17 protein-coding genes are annotated in these 19069 nt (G+C 64.1%); 5 read left to right on the top strand and 12 right to left on the bottom strand.

Features of this window, described 5'->3' with window-relative positions; all coding sequences use genetic code 11:
• Nucleotides 1–103 precede the first annotated feature (103 nt).
• Both purE and ABIB80_RS08085 read left to right on the top strand, forming a co-directional pair.
• Nucleotides 104–592, top strand: coding sequence for a 5-(carboxyamino)imidazole ribonucleotide mutase (gene purE, locus ABIB80_RS08090; RefSeq protein WP_007596259.1), 489 nt, complete (start codon nt 104–106; stop codon nt 590–592).
• Complete coding sequence (locus ABIB80_RS08085; protein ID WP_007596261.1) at nt 589–1695, top strand: 5-(carboxyamino)imidazole ribonucleotide synthase; 1107 nt, start codon at nt 589–591, stop codon at nt 1693–1695. Before purE ends, ABIB80_RS08085 begins: the two co-directional genes overlap by 4 nt.
• 36 nt (nt 1696–1731) lie before the next feature.
• Here the strand turns inward: ABIB80_RS08085 and aqpZ are convergent, their stop codons facing one another.
• A complete protein-coding gene (gene aqpZ, locus ABIB80_RS08080; protein ID WP_007596263.1) occupies nt 1732–2454 on the bottom strand; it encodes an aquaporin Z in 723 nt (240 codons plus the stop codon).
• 260 nt (nt 2455–2714) lie between these two features.
• Between aqpZ and rpsU the strand changes: the two genes are divergently transcribed.
• Together rpsU and ABIB80_RS08070 are read left to right on the top strand one after the other, a co-directional pair.
• Nucleotides 2715–3023, top strand: a complete 309-nt coding sequence (rpsU, locus tag ABIB80_RS08075; protein WP_007596265.1) for a 30S ribosomal protein S21 — start codon at nt 2715–2717, stop codon at nt 3021–3023.
• Nucleotides 3024–3148: 125 nt separating this feature from the next.
• Nucleotides 3149–3799: a tetratricopeptide repeat protein gene (locus tag ABIB80_RS08070; RefSeq protein WP_007596267.1), complete on the top strand. Its 651-nt coding sequence runs from the start codon at nt 3149–3151 to the stop codon at nt 3797–3799.
• A 28-nt stretch (nt 3800–3827) separates the two neighbouring features.
• Here the strand turns inward: ABIB80_RS08070 and ABIB80_RS08065 are convergent, their stop codons facing one another.
• The 11 genes from ABIB80_RS08065 to ABIB80_RS08015 form a co-directional block, all read right to left on the bottom strand.
• Nucleotides 3828–4760 (bottom strand): hypothetical protein, encoded by a 933-nt coding sequence (locus tag ABIB80_RS08065; RefSeq protein WP_007596268.1) that lies wholly within the window; start codon nt 4758–4760, stop codon nt 3828–3830.
• Nucleotides 4761–4851: 91 nt separating this feature from the next.
• On the bottom strand, nt 4852–5136 hold the full coding sequence (locus ABIB80_RS08060) for a cupin domain-containing protein (protein ID WP_007596270.1): 285 nt from the start codon (nt 5134–5136) through the stop codon (nt 4852–4854).
• A gap of 34 nt (nt 5137–5170) precedes the next feature.
• Nucleotides 5171–6268, bottom strand: a complete 1098-nt coding sequence (locus ABIB80_RS08055; protein WP_007596272.1) for a calcium:cation antiporter — start codon at nt 6266–6268, stop codon at nt 5171–5173.
• Between the two features lie 70 nt (nt 6269–6338).
• On the bottom strand, nt 6339–7820 hold the full coding sequence (locus ABIB80_RS08050) for a sodium:proton antiporter (protein WP_051058434.1): 1482 nt from the start codon (nt 7818–7820) through the stop codon (nt 6339–6341).
• Nucleotides 7774–8571 (bottom strand): alpha/beta hydrolase, encoded by a 798-nt coding sequence (locus tag ABIB80_RS08045; RefSeq protein ID WP_007596276.1) that lies wholly within the window; start codon nt 8569–8571, stop codon nt 7774–7776. The genes ABIB80_RS08050 and ABIB80_RS08045 overlap by 47 nt, the downstream gene beginning before the upstream one ends.
• A gap of 157 nt (nt 8572–8728) precedes the next feature.
• Nucleotides 8729–10126, bottom strand: coding sequence for an NAD(P)(+) transhydrogenase (Re/Si-specific) subunit beta (locus ABIB80_RS08040; RefSeq protein WP_007596277.1), 1398 nt, complete (start codon nt 10124–10126; stop codon nt 8729–8731).
• 42 nt (nt 10127–10168) lie between these two features.
• Nucleotides 10169–10486, bottom strand: coding sequence for a proton-translocating transhydrogenase family protein (locus tag ABIB80_RS08035; protein ID WP_007596278.1), 318 nt, complete (start codon nt 10484–10486; stop codon nt 10169–10171).
• 11 nt (nt 10487–10497) lie between these two features.
• A complete protein-coding gene (locus ABIB80_RS08030; RefSeq protein ID WP_007596279.1) occupies nt 10498–11625 on the bottom strand; it encodes a Re/Si-specific NAD(P)(+) transhydrogenase subunit alpha in 1128 nt (375 codons plus the stop codon).
• A gap of 137 nt (nt 11626–11762) precedes the next feature.
• Nucleotides 11763–11915: an aa3-type cytochrome c oxidase subunit IV gene (locus tag ABIB80_RS08025; protein WP_007596280.1), complete on the bottom strand. Its 153-nt coding sequence runs from the start codon at nt 11913–11915 to the stop codon at nt 11763–11765.
• A gap of 185 nt (nt 11916–12100) precedes the next feature.
• Nucleotides 12101–14992, bottom strand: a complete 2892-nt coding sequence (locus tag ABIB80_RS08020; protein WP_007596281.1) for a patatin-like phospholipase domain-containing protein — start codon at nt 14990–14992, stop codon at nt 12101–12103.
• 211 nt (nt 14993–15203) lie between these two features.
• Entirely contained in the window at nt 15204–17141 is a 1938-nt protein-coding gene (locus ABIB80_RS08015; protein ID WP_007596282.1) for a M3 family oligoendopeptidase, read from the bottom strand.
• A 127-nt stretch (nt 17142–17268) separates the two neighbouring features.
• Here ABIB80_RS08015 and ABIB80_RS08010 point away from each other — a divergent pair, with 127 nt between their 5' ends.
• Entirely contained in the window at nt 17269–18762 is a 1494-nt protein-coding gene (locus ABIB80_RS08010; RefSeq protein ID WP_007596283.1) for a sigma-54-dependent transcriptional regulator, read from the top strand.
• Nucleotides 18763–19069: the final 307 nt, after the last annotated feature.

Raw genomic sequence — 19069 nt, 5'->3', positions numbered from 1 at the left:
AGACAGGATAGTGCATTCCCTTCTCCTTGCCACCGCCTTGCGAGCCACCGGCCGGAACCGCTAATCTGGCCTATCTTCCTGTTTTTCGAGCACAATTCACGTCATGACCGCGCCGATCGCCATCATCATGGGAAGCCAGTCGGACTGGGACACGATGCGGCATGCCGCCGACACGCTCGCAGGACTCGGCGTTGCCGCCGACACCCGCATCGTTTCAGCCCACCGCACCCCCGACCGGCTGTTTACGTTCGCCAAGGGCGCCAAGGCGGCTGGTTACAAGGTCATCATCGCCGGCGCGGGCGGCGCAGCCCACCTGCCCGGCATGGCGGCGGCGCTGACGGAACTGCCCGTGTTCGGCGTTCCCGTCGAATCGAGGACACTCAAAGGCATCGATTCGCTCTATTCGATCGTTCAGATGCCCGCGGGCATCCCGGTCGGCACCCTCGCGATCGGCAAGGCCGGCGCCATCAATGCGGCGCTGCTGGCGGCTGCCGTGCTGGCCTTGTCCGACCCGGCCTTGTCCGACCGCCTCGCCGCTTGGCGCAAGGCGCAGACCGAGGCCGTGGCCGAGCGCCCGGAGGACAAGGCGTGACTGACGCAAAGCAGGTGAAGCTGAAGCCCGGCGACACCATTGGCATCCTCGGCGGCGGACAATTGGGGCGGATGCTGGCTATGGCGGCGGCACGGCTCGGCCTGCGCTGCCAGGTGTTCTCGCCCGATCCGGACTCACCGGCCTTCGACGTCGTCCTGAATGCGACCTGCGCCGAATACGCCGATGTCGAAGCACTCGAGCTGTTCGCCAACGACGTCGACGTCATCACCTACGAATTCGAGAACGTGCCGTCCGCGGCCGCGATGGTGCTGGATGCGCGCCGCCCGGTGCTGCCCAACCGCAAGATTCTCGAGACCACCCAGGACCGACTCGCCGAAAAGGATTTCGTGACCCGGCTCGGCATCGGCACCGCGGCCTATGCCGACGTCACCTCGGTCCCGTCATTGCGCGAGGCGATCGCCAGGATCGGCCTTCCGGCAGTGCTGAAGACCCGTCGCTTCGGCTATGACGGCAAGGGCCAGGCCATCATCCGCGAGGGCGACGACATCGCGAAAGTGTGGACCAGTCTCGCCACCAAATCGGCCATCCTGGAAGCCTTCGTGCCGTACGAGCGTGAGATTTCCGTGATCGCCGCCCGCTCGGCCACAGGCCAGGTCGAGTGTTTCGACGTCACCGAAAACGAGCACCGCGACCACATCCTGAAGATCTCCCGTGCGCCCGCGCGGATCCCGGATGTGCTCGCCGAGGAAGCGCGCAGCATCGCCGGCAAGATCGCGGGCGCGCTCGATTATGTCGGCGTGCTTGCCGTCGAGATGTTCGTGCTCGCCAACGGCACCCGACCCAAGGTGCTGGTCAACGAGATCGCTCCGCGCGTGCACAATTCCGGACACTGGACGCTCGACGGTGCGTCCGTCTCGCAGTTCGAGCAGCACATTCGCGCCATTGCCGGCTGGCCTCTCGGCAAGCCCGTGCGCCACGGCGAAGTCGTCACCATGACCAATCTGATCGGCGACGAGATCAACGAGTATGAGAACTGGCTGAGCGTGCCGGGCGCGACCGTGCACATTTACGGCAAGGGCGCGCCGCGTCCCGGCCGCAAGATGGGCCACGTCACCGAAGTGCGACCCACGACCGGCAAATAACGGGACCGCGGCGTATGCCGCGATCCCGCTTTGCGATTACGCCGTCTTTGCGCCCGCGACGACGCCGGTGGGTTCGTCGCTGAGCCAGCGATAGATCACTCCGCCCAGCGCGCCGCCGATCAGTGGCGCAACCCAGAACAACCAGAGCTGCGACAGCGCCCAGCCGCCGACGAACAATGCGGGGCCCGTGCTGCGCGCCGGGTTCACCGAGGTGTTGGTGACGGGGATGCTGACGAGATGGATCATCACCAGCGCGAGCCCGATCGCCAGCGGCGCAAAGCCCACGGGCGCGCGGCCGTGGGTAGCGCCCATGATGATGAACAGGAACATCATGGTCATGACCACCTCGGTGAGAAAGCACACGATCATGCTGTACTGGCCGGGAGAATGGGCGTCGTAGCCGTTGGACGCGAACCCTTTACTGACGTCGAAGCCGGGCGCTCCGCTTGCGATGACGTAGAGAAGCCACGCGGCCACGATCGCGCCGGCCACCTGCGCGATCACATAAGGCAGGATCTGTCCGGCCGGAAAACGTCCGCCGGCAGCAAGGCCGACAGTGACGGCCGGATTGAGATGGCAGCCGGAGATGTGGCCGATCGCATAGGCCATGGTGACCACGCTCAGCCCGAATGCGAGGGAGACACCGACCAGACCGATGCCGACCTGCGGAAAGCCGGCTGCGATCACAGCACTTCCGCAACCTGCGAATGTGAGCCAAAAGGTGCCGATAGCTTCGGCCGCGTATTTCTTCATATCCATGTGTCGTCCCCTGCTTTCAAAGATTCCGGAACAAAGCTCCGGAAACGGCCCCACCCTTGGCGTCAAATCTCCCAAATCAGGGCCGCACAGAGGTATTTTGCCTCATTTAATGGCTGAACTTGGCCCGAAAACCCGCTTGGCCGGTGGACATCCCAGGTTTTGTCTGATACATCCGCGCCCTCAAGGTTAAGGGCTTGTGCGTTTCGCCATCCCCTTTGACTTACCAGAATTCAAATCCGATCCACTGAAGAGGATGCCGCGTGCAGGTTCTCGTCCGCGATAACAATGTCGATCAAGCCCTCAAGGCGCTGAAGAAGAAGATGCAGCGCGAGGGTATTTTCCGCGAGATGAAGCTCCGCGGTCACTACGAAAAGCCCTCCGAGAAGAAGGCCCGCGAAAAGGCCGAAGCCGTGCGTCGCGCACGCAAGCTGGCCCGCAAGAAGCTGCAGCGCGAAGGCCTGCTGCCAATGAAGCCGAAGCCGGTGTTCGGCGCTGGCCCTGGCGGTGATCGTGGCGGTCGCGGCGGCCCGGGTGCTGGTGCAAGTGCCGGTCCGCGCGGACCGCGCTGATTTACCGGACTTGAGAGACTTCAGTTTTCGATGACGCGGGCCCCTGGCCCGCGTTATTGTTTTGTGAGCGGTGCCTTCCTGGGATGGGGCACTCCCGATGCGGCACTAGCGCGAGCGAACCGTAGATGGCCTCCCCTTTCCCCAAGCGCGGCTTGGCGCGGTTACGCCAGATCTTGCTGCAGCCATTTGCGCTGGCCTTGATGGGGATTTCGCTGTGCGGCTGCTCCTTCGACCTGGGATCGCTGACGCCGGAGAAGGAAAAGCCGCAGGAGGCACCCAAGGCGGCCACGACCGCCGAGAATGTGGTCAGCGCCGGCAATGTCAGCGAAGCCCAGGCCCATACGGCAAAGGCCCAAGCCTTGGCAAAGTCCGGCGAGACGGCGGCCGCGCTCGATGAATTCAATCACGCGGTCGGACTCGATCCCTACAATGCGCAGGCGCTCTATGGCCGCGCCCTGATCTACCAGGGCAAGAACCAGCACGATTTCGCGATCGCCGATTTCAGCGCGGCGAGCGGCCTTAACCCGCAGAAGGTCGAGCCGCTGCTCGGCCGCGCCAACAGTTATCTCGCCCTCGGCAAGGCCAAGGAGGCCGCGGCCGATCTGGATGAGGCTTCCGAGGCCGATCCCCACAATGCCCAAGTTTGGACCATACGCGGCCAGGCCTATGAACGGCTGGGCGACAGGACCAAGGCGGCGGCGTCCTACACCAAGGCGGTCTCGCTTCGTCCACGCGACGATGCCGCCCGCAGCGGCCTCGCCCGCGTCGGCGGCTGACGATTCTGGCGAAGCCGCAGGCGCCGTCTTAATCCGGGGTGACGCCCTTCGGCAGAACGGAGTGGAACATGGACTTGACGCCCGACAGCATGTCGTCGGCGACATTGGTCTTCGGCCGCGGCATGGACGCGCCGGCATCGGCGCGCAGATCGAGCGGGGGCGCGATCATCGGGACAGGAATGTCAGCCGGCGGCGTCAGCCGATTCGGGTTCTCGTTGCCGACCGAGGCCGTGTAGGGCGGGTTCGCCTGCGACGAGCCGCCATCGCCATAGGCCTCGGCTGCGGGCGTCGAGACCGTGATCGGCGGCGGCAACGGACGCACCGTTGACTGATCCAAGGGGATGATACGCGGAGCCTCCGGGCTGCGGGCGGCTTCGCGCACCGCAGGCTCCTGAGTCTTCTCGGGCGCCTTGGCTTCCGAAGACTTGGTCTCAACCGACTTGGCCTCAACGGCTTTACCCTCAGGCGACTTGCGCAGGCGCTCGATCGCGGCGCGCACGAGATCGTTGGCGTCGGGGGTTGCGGTCGGTGCGGCAGCAGCCGGCGCCGAATTGGCCTCCACCACCGGGGTGGCGGGAACGGGTGCACTGACGGCCGGGGTGGACTTGGCGACTGCCTTCTCGCGCGCGGACGGCTTGCCGCGCGGGGCGGCCTCGGCCGGTGCGACGTCCGCCGTAGAAGTCTTTGGCTCCGCGGCGGGCTGATCGCCAGCCTTCTCGGTCGCCGGCTTGTCCGCCACCTTCTTCTCGGAAATACCCTTGGCCTTGACACCCGGCGTGGGCAGGTTGGCCAGATCGGCGGGCTTGCCGTTCTTGCCAGCGTCGGCAGGCGCCATCACGGCCGCGGGTGCATCCGCCGCCGGCTTCGCGTTGATGTAATGATTAACGATGTATGCCCCGATGATCGTTGCGAGCACCGAGGGGAAGATGTCCATCGAGATTTTAGCGATGTATTTCAGCATTCCGGCCACTCCCCGCGCGATCTGATGCGGGAACTTTGAGGCATAGTGAGGGATCAACTGCGACGGATCAATGGCAAAGGGGTACGCCGATTTACGACTTCAGCTCAACCTCAAGGAACACGATCTCGGTTGCGGTTTCGTTAAGCACATCGTGCTGGACGCCGGCCTTGCGAAAATAGGATTTTCCGGCCGCAAGTTGCGCCTTGGACCGCTCGCCATTGGGTGCCACGATGGTCATTTCCCCTGCGACCACGGGAACAATGACGTAGTCCATGCCGTGGGTGTGATGCCCGGTGGCGCTGTTTGGCGCGAGCCGCCACTCGGTCACCCGAACCTGCTCATTGTCGACCTGAACCTCGGACTCGGCGGCAAGCATCGGAACTCTCCTGGGGCATATCCGGAAAACCGGTTCAGGGCACGAAAACCATGAACACGTAGACGGCAAATACCACCATATGGACCAGCCCGAACAGGACATTGGTCCTGCCCGTACCGAAGGTCAGCATGCTCAAAAAGAAGGTCAGGAGCAAAAGCACGCTGCCCTGGCCGCTGAGGCCGAGCGTGAGCTCCTTGTCGAGCGCATAGGTGGCGACACCGACCGCCGGGATGGTCAGCCCGATGGTGGCCAGCGACGAGCCGAGCGCGAGGTTGATGCTCTTCTGAAGGTCGTTTTTGCGAGCCGCCGAGACGGCTGCGACGCCCTCCGGCAGCAGGATCAGGAGCGCGACCAGAAGTCCGGCAAAGGCAGGCGGCGCGCCGATCCTGGCCGCGACCGCATCGACCACCAGCGAGAATTTCTTGGCCAGCAGCACGACCGCCAGCAGCGCAATCAGCAGCAGCACGACGCTGAGCGCCAAGGTCCTCCCCGACAGATGCGCCTCCCCGCTCCCGCCGCCCGCCCGGTCGTGAACGAAGTAATCCTTGTGCAGCACGGTCTGGGTGTAGAGAAACACCCCATACAGCGCGAGTGTGACCACGTCGACGAAGCCGAGTTGAGCCGCCGAATAGACGGGGCCCGGCGTGGTGGTCGTGTAGTTCGGCATGATCAGGGTGATGGTCGCGAGCGCGAACAGCACGCTGAGATAAACGTTGGCGCCGGAGAGCTGAAAACCCTGCTCGCGATAGCGCAGGCCGCCGATGAAGATGCAGAGCCCGACGAGGCCATTGCAGACGATCATGACCACGGCGAACACGGTGTCGCGCGCCAGTTCCGGGGCCGGCTTGTCGCCCAGCATGATCGTGGTGATCAGCGCCACCTCGATGATGGTCACCGCGAGTGTCAGCACCAGCGTGCCGTAGGGTTCGCCGACCCGCTCGGCGATCACTTCGGCATGATGGACCGCGGCAAACACCGTGCCGAACAGGATGACGAGGAGCACGAGGGCGAAGACGAGCCCGCCGAACGACAGCGTGAACGCGTAGTCCGTCGCGCTGACGGCCGCGAACAGCAGCACGGCCAGCGCCGGAAAGATCCAGGCCGACCGAGGCATCGGATTGTGCGCGCTCATCCACCGGCTCCAATTGCTTCGCGCAAATTCATCGCATCTTGGGCGAGCAGTAGCAAATCGGGTGGCGGATTCAATGCCAGCGCAGGATCGGAGCGAACGGCAGCAGCGTCAGCAGCACGAATAGCGGGATCAGCACCGCGCTGGCGCGCACGAAATAACCGAAGAAGCTCGGCATCTTGATGCCGTTCTCGCTGGCGATGCTGCTCACCATGAAATTCGGCGCATTGCCGATATAGGTGAGCGCGCCCATGTAGACTGCGCCCATGGAAATGGAGGCGAGCGTGCCCGAGAGTTCGTGCATCAGCACCTGCGGGTCGCCGCCGGCGAGCTCGAAGAACAACAGATAGGTCGGCGCATTGTCGAGGAACGCCGACATCAGACCGGTGAACCAGAAATAGGCAACCTCGCGCGGCGTGCCGTCCGGCGCCGTCACGGCCGACAACAGCCAGGCGAACGCGCCGTGATGGCCGGCATCGAGCATGGCGATGACCGGGATGATCGCGACAAAAATGCCGGCGAACAGCTTCGCGACCTCGCGGATCGGCTCCCAGGTGAAGCCGTTGGCCTGCCTGTGCTCGTCCGGCGTCAACCACACCGACAGGGCCGCTATGGCCAGCAGCGCCGCGTTGCGGGCGACGTCTTCCAGCTCCAGCCTGGTTCCGAGAATGTCGAAGGCGATGCCGGGCTTCCACATCGCCGACGCCAGCAGGCTCGCGACGATGGCTGCGATCAGCACCAGGTTGACGAGGCCGCGGATGCGGACCGGCTTCGCGGCGCCGGCGGCGCTGAACAAAGGTTCGCTACGGAAGCGCCAGACGTCGATGACGACGAAGATCGCGAGCAGCAGTCCGGCAACGATCGCCGTCTGCAGCCAGATGGTCCGCGTGGTCCAGAAGAAGTCGACACCGTGCAGGAAGCCGACGAACAGCGGGGGATCGCCGAGCGGGCTCAGCGCACCACCGACATTGGCGACCAGGATGATGAAGAAGATGACGACATGGGCGTTGTAGCGCCGCGGCCGGTTGGCGCGGATCAGAGGGCGGATCAGGATCATGGCCGCTCCCGTGGTGCCGACGACGCTCGCCATCACGGTGCCGAGCGCAAGGATGCCGGCGTTGGCCGCCGGTGTCGCCTTGATGTCGCCCGTCACGAGAATGCCCCCAGCCACGACATAGAGCGAGAACAGCAGCACGATAAAACCGAGATATTCGGCGAGCATGGCGTGAACGAGCGCCGCCAGCGTCGCCGTGCTCCCGGCCAAGATGACGAGCGAGGCGAGTGCCAGCAGCGACCAGGCTGCGGCGATCTTGCCGTAATGATGGTGCCAGAATCGTGCAAATAGCAGCGGGCCGAGCGCAATCGACAGCAGCAGGCCGGCAAAGGGAAGCGCATAGGGCCAGCCCATCGCCGCGCCGTCGAGCCCGGTCGCAGCCCATGCGTGCTGTGGCAACAACACGACGAGGATCGCGGCGATGAACCCGCTCGCGCGCCGAACGACAAGTCGTCTAGGAAGCAATGAATCGCCTCGCCGTTTCAATCGCACCGAACGCATCGAGATTGTCGTGTCCACCGCCTGCAAAGCGAACGAACTGCTTCGGTTCATGCGCAAGCGCGAACAGACGCTCTCCGAACACGATCGAAATGGCAAGGTCATTGGTGCCATGCATCACCAATAGCGGCACAGTGACGCGCGGGATGCGCTCGTCGGAATGAAAGGGATCGCGCATCAGCAGACGCACCGGAACGAACCAGAACGATGATGCTGCAATGTCGGCCGTCGATGTATAGGGCGCTTCCAGGATGAGTTTTCCAACACGATGCTCCGAGGCGATCGCGACCGCCACGCCTGTCCCGAGCGAAAAGCCCCAGGCGGCGATTCGTTCCGCCGCGTAGCGCGCAGTGGTGAAGGCGTAGGCGGCCGCGGCATCGCGCAGCAGGCCCGCCTCGCTCGGCGCCCCGCTCGAGCCGGCATAGCCGCGATAGGACAGCGCGACGAGGCCGGTGCCGTCCGCCGTCATGGCCTTAAAACGGCTGACGCGACCGGCGAGATAATCGCCATTGCCTGGGAAATACAGGATCACGGGGCGGCCGGGCCTCGCCGGCACGTGCCAGACGATGACCTTCTCGCCATCAGAGGTGGTCAGGACGTGCTCTTCGGCCTCAGGGAGGCCTGCGGCATCCGGCGCGGTGCGACCGACGGGCGGGATCGGAAACAGCATCTCGCGCTGCCTGACATACAGCACGAGGAGACCGGCGCAATAGACGGTCACGAGCAGGATGGCGATCCACTTGACGATGGTCATGATGACACGGCCCGGCCCCCGTAAAGGCTTTGCACCGGCTCCGCAGCAATTTCATGACCTCGCGGGAGGCGCGCCGGCCGCACGCCGCCCAATGAGCGGTGTGCCATACGACGCGCTGCTCGCGCGTCGCTTTGGCAATGGCCCGCTTGCCTCCGCGCTACATCGCCTTGACGATGTTCTCGGTGACCTTCTTGGCGTCGCCGAGCAGCATCATGGTGTTGTCGCGATAGAACAGCGGATTGTCGATGCCGGCATAGCCCGAAGCGAGCGAGCGCTTGATGAACATCACGGTGCCGGCCTTCCAGACCTGGAGCACGGGCATGCCGTAGATCGGCGAGGTCTTGTCCTCTTCGGCGGCCGGATTGGTGACGTCGTTAGCGCCGATCACGAACGCGATATCGGCCTGCGCGAATTCGGAGTTGATGTCCTCGAGCTCGAACACCTCGTCATAGGGCACGTTCGCTTCGGCCAGCAGCACGTTCATGTGGCCGGGCATGCGGCCGGCGACCGGGTGAATGGCGTATTTCACCTCGACGCCTTCCTTCTTCAGGACGTCGCCCATTTCGCGTAGCGCATGCTGAGCCTGCGCCACCGCCATGCCGTAGCCGGGCACGATGATGACCTTCTGCGCGTTCTTCATGATGAAGGCCGCATCATCCGCCGAGCCGAGCTTGGCCGGCTTCTGCTCGCCGCCGCCACCGCCGGCCGCCGCGGTCTCGCCGCCGAAGCCGCCGAGGATGACCGAGATGAAAGAGCGGTTCATCGCGTGGCACATGATGTAGGACAGGATCGCGCCGCTCGATCCCACCAGCGCGCCGGTGATGATCAGCGCGGAATTGCCGAGAGTGAAGCCGATGCCGGCCGCGGCCCAGCCCGAGTACGAGTTCAGCATCGAAATCACGACCGGCATGTCGGCGCCGCCGATCGGGATGATCATGAGGACGCCGAGCGCCAGCGCGATGATGACGATCAGCCAGAAGTCGAGCGCGCTGCCCGACATCACCAGCCCGACGATGAAGACGACGAGGGCGATCGCGAGCGCGATGTTGATGATGTGGCGGAACGGCAGGATGATCGGCGCACCGCTCATCCGCGCGGACAGCTTCAGGAACGCGATCACCGAGCCGGTGAAGGTCAGCGCGCCGATGGCGACGCCGAGCGACATCTCGACCAGGCTCTGCGGATGGATGTTGCCGGGGCTGCCGATGTCGAAGGCCTCCGGCGCGTAGAACGCACCGGCGGCGACCAGCACCGCGGCCATGCCGACCAGCGAATGGAAGGCGGCGACCAGTTCCGGCATGGAGGTCATCGGCACGCGGCGGGCGATCACCGCGCCGACGCTGCCGCCGATCGCGATGCCAAGGATCACGAGGATCCAGGCGAGGCCGTCCGCCGGCGGATGGCTGGCCAGCGTGGTGGCGACCGCGATCGCCATGCCGATCATGCCGAAGAAATTGCCCTGCCGCGATGAGGCGGGGCTGGACAGCCCGCGCAGTGACAGGATGAACAGCACACCCGCCACGAGATACAGAACTGCAGCCAGATTGGCGTTCATCTCAGGTCCCCTTTGTCTTCGTCACCCCGAGGTGCACGCCGCTCACTTCACCTTCTTCTTGTACATCGCCAGCATGCGCTGGGTGACAAGGAAGCCCCCGAAGATATTCACGCAGGCAAAGATGAGCGCGATGAAGCCGAAGCCGCGCGCCCAGCCCGAGCCGCTCGAGATCATGCCGACGCCGACCGCGAGCAGCGCGCCGACCACGATCACCGAGGAGATCGCGTTGGTCACGCTCATCAGCGGCGTATGCAGCGCCGGGGTCACCGACCACACCACGAAATAGCCGACGAAGACGGCGAGAACGAAGATCGACAGCCGGAAGACGAAGGGATCGACGACTTGTGCAATATGCTCCATGACGGCTCTCCTTACGCTTTCGGCTGGAAATTCGGGTGGATGACGGCGCCGTCCCTGGTCAGCGCGGTCGCTTTGACGAGTTCGTCGTCCCAGTTCACGGCCAGCGCCTTGCTGGTCTTGTCGACCATCGTTTCGATGAAGTTGAACAAATTGCGCGCGTAGAGGCTGGAGGCCGACGCGGCGACGCGGCCGGCGACGTTGGTATAGCCGACGATCTTGATGCCATCGACCTCGGCGACCTCGCCCGCCTTGACGCCTTCGACATTGCCGCCGCGCTCGACGGCGAGATCGACCAGAACCGACCCCGGCTTCATCGACTTGACCATGTCGGCCGTGACGAGCCTCGGCGCAGGCCGGCCCGGAATCAGCGCGGTGGTGATCACGATGTCCTGCTTCTTGATGTGCTCGGCGGTGAGCGCGGCCTGCTTGGCCTGATACTCCTTGGACATTTCCTTGGCGTAGCCGCCGGCGGTCTGCGCGTTCTTGAATTCCTCGTCCTCGACGGCGAGGAATTTTGCGCCGAGCGATTCGACCTGCTCCTTGGTGGCGGGCCGGACGTCGGTCGCGGTAACGACGGCGCCGAGACGGCGCGCGGTCGCGATCGCCTGGAGGCCGGCGACGCCGACGCCCATCACGAACACTTTGGCGGCGGGCACCGTGCCGGCTGCGGTCATCATCATCGGGAAGGCGCGTCCGAAGGCCTCGGCGCCCTCGATCACGGCGCGGTAGCCGGCAAGGTTGGCCTGCGAGGACAGCACGTCCATCACCTGCGCGCGCGTGATGCGCGGCATCAATTCCATCGCGAAGGCGGAGACGCCGGCATCGGCGATCGTCTTCAGCGCGGCCTCATTGCCGTAGGGGTCCATGATGGCGATGACGAGCGCGCCGCGCTTATACTGCGCCAACTCGGAGGCTTCAGGGCGCTTCACCTTGATGATGATGTCGGCGTCCTTCAGCGCGTCGGCGCTGACGGTGGCGCCCACGGCGGTGAATTCGGAGTCCGGCAGACCCGACTTGAGGCCGGCGCCCGGCTCGACGGCGATCTCGGCGCCCAGCGCCTTGAACTTCTTCACCGTATCCGGCGAAGCGGCGACCCGCGGCTCCGACGGATCGATTTCCTTGGCAACGGCGATCTTCATAGGCCCTCCGGCGACGCGGGAAAGAGCGCGCACGCGAACTTAGCGTTACTCCCGCAACGTTGGATACCGGTTTTCAATCCGGCTTGATTGCAAATTTTATGGGCACCGACGACGCTGGCGGTGCTGCAGGCGATGGATCAGGTCAGAAAGATCGCCATCAGGATCACGATAAGCGCGACCGAGACCGTGCCGTACTTCACCAGCTTGATGAAGCCCTCGTAGGTCTGCTCGTGGGCAACGTAGTCGTTGCCGTCGGCGGTGCTGTACGCCACTTCGCTATGGTCAGCCATGAATTGTCCCCAGTCGAAAGTCGAATTTCATGGCTGGGATACCGCAAACTTTCGGGCAGGGCAACGGCACGGAGGCGCGGTTTCCCGGCAAATCGGGTCATTTGGAATTCCGATTGGCGGAATCCCGCTCGGACCGGTGGTCCGCCCGTTGGAGGCGGTCTCAGGCGCCACGAACCGAAGGCCTCTCAGCGCAGGCCGAGCGCACGGCGGACTGCGCCGATCGGCTCCACCTTGCTGTCGCAGAAGTTTCGCTTTGCACAGCGTTCTCCCGGAACGTTGACGACGATCGCATCCGCGCCGGCATCCTCGGTGAGAAAACCGTGGGTCATGTGGAAACCCAGCGCGCGGTAGACCTCGAACTGCTCCTCCGAGAAGAACTGGTCACCGGTGGTTTCGTGCGGGAAGGTGTCGTTGCGGCGTGCATAGTCGCGGATGTAGTCGTTCTCGTCTCCGGTCAGGGACGACTTGATATACACGAGATACCCCTTTTCCCCCGAGCCGTAGTCGATGGTGCCGACCGCCATGTGCGGTCCGCTCGCCGCGCGCCGGGCCGCGGCCGGGGATTTGGTGGCGTTGCACTTCATCCACTCGAGCGTCGTGTTGCGGATCGGGGTCCACGGCAGGTCGATGATGATCCCGAGATCAATGCGCGCATAACGCTGCAGCGTCACCAGCGACGAGAAATTCATCGGCGCATCGGCTTCCGCGTCAACCGCGATGATCACCTTGCAGCGTCGTCGCAACAACTCGTAGACACCGAGATTCTCGATGTGTCCGCCGTCCGTCAGGTAGACCGCATCGGCATTCTCGTAGAGCCGGCCCGAGATCTCAGACCATAGAAACAAAGGGGTCGAGTGGTGCTGCGGCTTGTCCTTTGTCGAGACCCAGCGCGGGTTCTTCAACCAGTACCCCAGGCGCACGTTGAGGAGCGCCAGGGTCGGGGTCAGTGAGCGGATCGAGCCCGAGCCCATGTTCGACGAAGCGGCGGCCCCGGAGATCGCCATCGCGGTCGCAAGATCGAGGCCCGGCGCAACCTTCTCGAAGGCCGGTGTATTCGCATAGCCGGTGGCCTCGCTGCCGACGTGCAGCGGCGAGAATATGAAGAAATCAGCGTTCCGTCCCCGCCGATTGGCGAAATCGGATCCTTGGATGTTCAGCGCGGCGTTGATGATGGGATATGGCGAGGCCAGGCTGCTTTTTTTCGATGTCGTGACCGTCATCGCTCCCGCTGGATCAGCGCCGTAGACCAACTGATGCAGCAGACCGCTCAGCTTCTCCTCGTCGAGCGGAAGGAAATCCCGCCCCTGGTCCAGGCTCGGCATGTTCCGCGACGGCTCCCCGTCAGCGTAGTAGAGCGGATTGAACAAGAAGGCCTTGCTGAGGCGATCACGATAGAGCCGGTGCAACGAATTGGCATTCGGCCCGAGGACCCACGACAGGCCGAACAGGGCCGAGCCCGACAAGAAGTAGAGCAGCACCATCCGCCAGCTGACACTGTTGCCGAACTGGTACTTCGACCAAGTGAATGTGTTCGGGGACTGCAATGATGCAACAGAAAACAGCCATGCGGGGATGTGCGAGATCGGCCCCACCGGCTTGGAGGCGACGACCTTCGCTTCGCCATTGGTGATCTCGGCCGAGAGCTTGCGCGTCGCCGAGTCGAACTGGACATTTCCCTTGACGTCGACACCGGCCGCGGGCGGCACGGGTTGCACGCCAGCCGCTCCCCACTCCTCGATCATGGGATATTGGCGGTAGGCGGCGTCGAGCGTCTTGTCGTTCGCGATGCCCCAATAGCAAAGATAGAGATATCCGACCCAGATCAGTAAGGGCAGCGCCAGTCCCGCGACAAGCACGGCTGCTTTCGCCGCATGGGCGAGCAGGCGTGAGCCAAGGTCCGAGGCGCCGGCGCCCTTCAGCAGGTCGGCGAATTGCTGCCGGAACAGCGTGACGGCCGCCGCAACCGGCGCAGTGATGGCCGCAAGCGATTGGAGCCATTTGATTGCAACGCCCCCAATGATGCCGCCGGACTGAACCGTGTTGGCGTCGGCGACATCGAACATCTGGGCGATCATGAAGGGCTGGAATTCGAAGAAGCAGATGGCGGCAAGCAGAACGAGATAGGTCGCGCCGACAGTCGACGGATAGCCGCGGAATTCACCTCCCTTGGTCGACGAAATCGATCGTAGCACCGCCCAGCCGAAGAAAAGCACGAGGCCGAGCAGGAGCGCTGCAAGCGAAAGCCCAAAGTGATCGACGTTCAGGCAGCTGGCGATCGCGCAGATGAGTCCCAGCGCAAACGCAAGACCGGCCAGGTAGCGAAACAGCTCGCGTCGCCCGACTTTGAAAAGGCGACCGACCAGCAAAAGCAGCGAGGCGGCAACAAGGCCGCCAAGAAAGAAGGCAGGCATCAATCCCAGGCTGGAGAGGGGACCAAGATTGCTGGTGTCGTCGACGCTCAGCCCGAAGAAATTGGTCGTATAGAGTGACGAGCGTGCGGCGTTGGACAGGATCGTGATCACGGCAACGAGCAGTACGACCGGCAGCGTCAGGCTCAGATTGGCAACGAGCCCACGCACGACGATTGCGACGCCGGTGATCAGGTCGCGCGCGCCGGCCGGAACGAGGTAGTTCGAGTAATTCCGGATATGGCCCACCGCAGGCGTGTCACTGATCTCATTGGCGCTCTCGGCTCCGGGTGTCGGCGTGCTTCCGAAGACGAAATTCTGCGCCCGCGTCATGGTCGCCGTGAACGAACAGCCGGTGTAACCGCCGCCGGATACGGTCGACAGATAGTCGATGTGCTTGATCAGCCCGTGGTGATTGAAAGCCTGCAAGACGCCGAGGCAGATTGCGGAGGATCGGATCCCCCCGCCTGACAGCGCAAGGCCGACCGTGTCGATCGCCTTTTCGTCGCCAGGGTATGCGACGGGATCCACGCCCTGGGCGCGGCGGCGGTTGTTGATGGCTGCGAGCTCGCGCTTGACGATCTTCCGGTGCTGTGTCCCCCACAGCTGCTGTTCCTCGACAGCCCGTGGCGGCTCCACCTTGGGGTCTGGGGCACTGATCCTGGCCATGTTCGCCTCCCGGGCCGAGCACACCACGACAATCAACAATCATAGATTGCATTGCAGGTCGAACCCGCCTGCAAGAATTAGTCTGGCCCCAGGCACAAACGTTCAATGTGCAGGGCGGGAACTGTACAACCCGCCCCGCCCGTCGTTGGAACAACGGGACATTCGGACGGCCGACCCAACCCGCTCGCTGCAGCGCCGAAGACGGCTCGCCTCAGCCCATCGCTTCCAGCTCGTCGATCATGCCGGCGATGACGCTCAGGCCCCCGTCCCAGAACTTCGGATCCTTGGCGTCTAGGCCGAACGGCCGCAACAGTTCGGAATAATGCTTGGTGCCGCCGGCGGCGAGCATGTCGAGATAGCGCTCGGCAAAGCCTTCGGCCGCGTTCTCGTAGACGGCGTAGAGCGAGTTCACCAGACAATCGCCGAACGCATAGGCGTAGACGTAGAACGGCGAATGGATGAAATGCGGGATGTACATCCAGTAGTTCTCGTAGCCCGCTTTGATCTCGATTGCCGGCCCGAGGCTCTCGCCCTGCACCGAGAGCCAGATCTCGCCGAGCCGCGTCGCGGTGAGCTCGCCGTTCTTGCGTTCGGTGTGGACCGCGCGCTCGAAGGAATAGAACGCGATCTGCCGCACCACGGTGTTGATCATGTCCTCGACCTTGCCGGCGAGCAGCGCCTGGCGCTGCTTTGCGCTCCTGGTCTGCGCCAGCAGCCGCCGGAAGGTCAGCATCTCGCCGAAGACGCTTGCCGTCTCCGCCAGCGTCAGCGGCGTCGGCGCCATCAACGCGCCGTTCCTGGCCGCCAGCACCTGATGCACGCCGTGGCCGAGCTCATGGGCGAGCGTCATCACGTCGCGCGGCTTGCCCTGGTAGTTCATCAGCACGTAGGGGTGCGCGGATGGCGTGGTCGGATGCGAGAAGGCACCCGGCGCCTTGCCCGGGCGCACCGGCGCATCGATCCAGCGGTCCGTGAAGAAGCGCTCGGCGATGTCGGACATCTTTGGCGAGAAGCCGCGATAGGCGGTGAGCACCATGCTTCGCGCGTCGCCCCAGCCGATGACGTCCGTCGCCGCAAAAGGCAGCGGCGCGTTGCGGTCCCAATAGGCCAGGCGCTTCCTGCCGAACCAGCGTGCCTTCAGCGCGTAGTAGCGATGCGACAATTTTGGATAGGCCGCACGCACCGAGGCGACCAGCGCATCCACCACCTCGCGCTCGACGCGGTTGTTCAGATGCCGGGAATCCGCGACGTCCTTGAAGCCGCGCCAGCTGTCGGAGATGTCCTTGTCCTTGGCCAGCGTGTTGGTGATCAGCGCAAAGGTGCGCTCATTGGCCTTGAAGGTCTTTGCGAGCGCCTCCGCCGCGGCCTTGCGCTTGGCGCCGTCGCGGTCCTGCAACAGATTGAGCGTCGGCTCGATCGCGAGCTCCTTGGATCCGACCTTGAAGCGCAGGCCCGAGATGGTCTGGTCGAACAGCCGGTTGAAGGCTGAATAGCCGGTCTGCGCCTTCTCCAGGAAGAGCTGCTCGAGCTTGTCGTCGAGCTGGTACGGCTTCTCCTTGCGCAGATCCTCGATCCAGGGACGGTAGTGCGCGAGCTCGGCGGCCTGCATCGCGCGGTTCAAAATATCGTCATCGATGCGATTGAGCTCGAGCGCGAAGAACAGCAGATGCGTCGATGCCGCCGTCAGGCGCTCGGAAACGTCGCCGTAAAACTTTGAAATCTTGGGGTCCACGCTGTCGCCGGCATGAACGAGGCCGGCATACGAGCCGAGCCGGCCGGCGAGGTCGTCGATCGCCTCATAGCGTCGGACGGCTTCAGCGAGCCATTTTCCGCCATCTTCCTTTGCTGTTCCTGTTGCGAGCTTGCCCTTGTAGTCCGTCTCGAACGCGACGCAATCGGCATCCATCTTTGCGAGATCGCGCGCCACTTCCGGCGCATCGATCCCGGAATAAAGGTCGGCGAGGTTCCACTCCGGAAGCTTGCCGGTCTTGCTCGCAGGCTTCGCGGATGAAGGCTTGGCAAGCGAAGGCTTGGCGGGTGCACGCTTGGAGGGTTTTGCCTTGGCTGCGGATGTCTTGGTGTTCGGCTTGCGAAGAGCGGGCTTGCTGATGGCGGACTTCTTAACTGCAGGCTTGGAGCGCGAATTCATTGTGTGGGAAACCTGTGTTCAACAATCGCAACGGCGGGCGGGGGCATCAGGGTTTAACAGTGCGTTAATCGGCTTCGGCCAGAGTGCCCCGATTCGAGACAGATAGTAGTAGCGTGCGGGGAACACCATGGCTGCCAGTATTTTGATCGCCGACGACGACGCTGTAGCCCGCCGGCTGGTCGAAAACATGGTGCAGAAATGCGGCTATGAGACGATCGTGGTGGACTCCGGCGATGCGGCGATCGCCGCCCTCACCGCCCCTGACGCGGCCATCGACGGCGTCATCCTCGATCTCGTGATGCCCGGCCTCGACGGCATGGGCGTCCTGGCGAAAATCCGCGAAGCGGGTCTCAGCATCCCCGTCATCGTGCAGACGGCCCATGGTGGCATCGACAATGTGATCTCGGCGATGCGCGCGGGCGCGGCCGATTTCGTGGTCAAGCCGGTTGGCCTGGAGCGGCTCCAGGTCTCTCTTCGCAACGCGCTCAATTCGTCCGCGCTCAAGGGCGAATTGCAGCGCATCCGTCATAGCCGCGAGGGCCGGCTGACCTTCTCCGACATCATCACCCGCGCCGAGGCGATGGCGGGCGTGATGCGCGCGGCGCAGAAAGCAACAAACTCCTCGATCCCCGTGCTGATCGAGGGAGAGTCCGGCGTCGGCAAGGAGATGTTCGCGCGCGCCATTCATGGCAGCGGCGAGCGCAAGGCAAAGCCGTTCGTCGCCGTCAATTGCGGCGCGATCCCCGACAACCTCGTCGAATCCATCCTGTTCGGTCACGAGAAGGGTGCCTTCACCGGCGCCACCGAACGCCACACCGGCAAGTTCGTCGAAGCCCATGGCGGCACGCTGTTTCTGGACGAGGTCAGCGAGCTGCCGCTGAGCGCGCAGGTCAAGCTGCTTCGCGCGCTCCAGGAAGGCGCGGTCGAGGCGGTCGGCGGCCGCAAACCCGTGAAGGTCGACGTCCGCATCATCTCGGCGACCAACCGCAGGCTGCTTGAGCGAGTCAAGCAGGGCCACTTCCGGGAAGACTTGTTCTATCGCCTGCACGTGCTGCCGCTGACGATCCCCTCGCTGCGCGCCCGGCGCGAGGACATTCCACATCTCCTCAGGCATTTCCTGGCCCGCTTTGCCGCGGAGGAGAACCGCCCCATCACCGGCATCAGCGGCGAGGCTGTTGCGCACCTCGCCCAGCTCGATTGGCCCGGCAACATCCGCCAGCTTGAAAACGCGGTCTACCGCGCCGTGGTGATGAGCGACGGCGACCAGCTTGGCCTTGACGACTTCCCCCTGATCGCCTCGCAGCCGCATCCGGGAACAGACATTCCGACCGCGCCGCTGATGCTGGAGCCGATCGCGGCCCCCTCCCTCGTATCAGGTAATGAAATACCGATCGCGCCGCTACCCGTGGCGGGTGCGCTCTCCATGCTGACCGCGACCGGCGACGTCCGGCCGCTGGAGGAGATCGAGAACGAGATCATCCGTTTCGCGATCTCGCATTATCGCGGGCAGATGTCGGAGGTCGCCCGCCGCCTCAAAATCGGCCGGTCCACCCTCTACCGCAAACTCGATGAAGCCGGGGTTCCCGGCCATGGCGGCAAAAGCGGCGAGGAGACGCACTGAGCCTGATGCGAACGAAGGTTCGTCCGGGCGCCGCGAGACGACTGTAAGCCATTCGCATGACGACGGAATTCGACTGCGATCTGAACCGTGACCTGGAAGTGACAGACACAGGGAAAAGCGCGTGGCAGAAGCGCACAATCCGTTGCCAAGCGGCTTGCTTGAAGTCAGTTTGTCGTGAGTTGTCCCGGGTAGCGCTGGCCGCGAAATCGGGGCCTGTATATCGTCTGCGTAGGAATCGTTGCGTGCAGGCGTGCAACTTTCGAGAGGCCGGCGCGGTTTAGCCGAAACTCAATAGGCGATAACGAAG

The organism is Bradyrhizobium sp. i1.15.2 (assembly GCF_040548425.1).
GTDB classification, from domain to species: domain Bacteria; phylum Pseudomonadota; class Alphaproteobacteria; order Rhizobiales; family Xanthobacteraceae; genus Bradyrhizobium; species Bradyrhizobium canariense.
The sequence above is the reverse complement of the archived record's forward strand: the minus strand, read 5'-3'. Positions and strand labels throughout refer to the sequence as shown.

Excerpts from the sequence above, each read along its gene's own strand:
- purE (WP_007596259.1), top strand. The coding sequence starts at position 104 with ATGACCGCGCCGATCGCCATCATCATGGGAAGCCAGTCGGACTGGGAC.
- aqpZ (WP_007596263.1), bottom strand. The coding sequence starts at position 2,454 with ATGGATATGAAGAAATACGCGGCCGAAGCTATCGGCACCTTTTGGCTC.
- ABIB80_RS08070 (WP_007596267.1), top strand. The coding sequence starts at position 3,149 with ATGGCCTCCCCTTTCCCCAAGCGCGGCTTGGCGCGGTTACGCCAGATC.
- ABIB80_RS08065 (WP_007596268.1), bottom strand. The coding sequence starts at position 4,760 with ATGCTGAAATACATCGCTAAAATCTCGATGGACATCTTCCCCTCGGTG.
- ABIB80_RS08060 (WP_007596270.1), bottom strand. The coding sequence starts at position 5,136 with ATGCTTGCCGCCGAGTCCGAGGTTCAGGTCGACAATGAGCAGGTTCGG.
- ABIB80_RS08055 (WP_007596272.1), bottom strand. The coding sequence starts at position 6,268 with ATGAGCGCGCACAATCCGATGCCTCGGTCGGCCTGGATCTTTCCGGCG.
- ABIB80_RS08050 (WP_051058434.1), bottom strand. The coding sequence starts at position 7,820 with ATGCGTTCGGTGCGATTGAAACGGCGAGGCGATTCATTGCTTCCTAGA.
- ABIB80_RS08045 (WP_007596276.1), bottom strand. The coding sequence starts at position 8,571 with ATGACCATCGTCAAGTGGATCGCCATCCTGCTCGTGACCGTCTATTGC.
- ABIB80_RS08040 (WP_007596277.1), bottom strand. The coding sequence starts at position 10,126 with ATGAACGCCAATCTGGCTGCAGTTCTGTATCTCGTGGCGGGTGTGCTG.
- ABIB80_RS08035 (WP_007596278.1), bottom strand. The coding sequence starts at position 10,486 with ATGGAGCATATTGCACAAGTCGTCGATCCCTTCGTCTTCCGGCTGTCG.
- ABIB80_RS08030 (WP_007596279.1), bottom strand. The coding sequence starts at position 11,625 with ATGAAGATCGCCGTTGCCAAGGAAATCGATCCGTCGGAGCCGCGGGTC.
- ABIB80_RS08025 (WP_007596280.1), bottom strand. The coding sequence starts at position 11,915 with ATGGCTGACCATAGCGAAGTGGCGTACAGCACCGCCGACGGCAACGAC.
- ABIB80_RS08020 (WP_007596281.1), bottom strand. The coding sequence starts at position 14,992 with ATGGCCAGGATCAGTGCCCCAGACCCCAAGGTGGAGCCGCCACGGGCT.
- ABIB80_RS08015 (WP_007596282.1), bottom strand. The coding sequence starts at position 17,141 with ATGAATTCGCGCTCCAAGCCTGCAGTTAAGAAGTCCGCCATCAGCAAG.
- ABIB80_RS08010 (WP_007596283.1), top strand. The coding sequence starts at position 17,269 with ATGGCTGCCAGTATTTTGATCGCCGACGACGACGCTGTAGCCCGCCGG.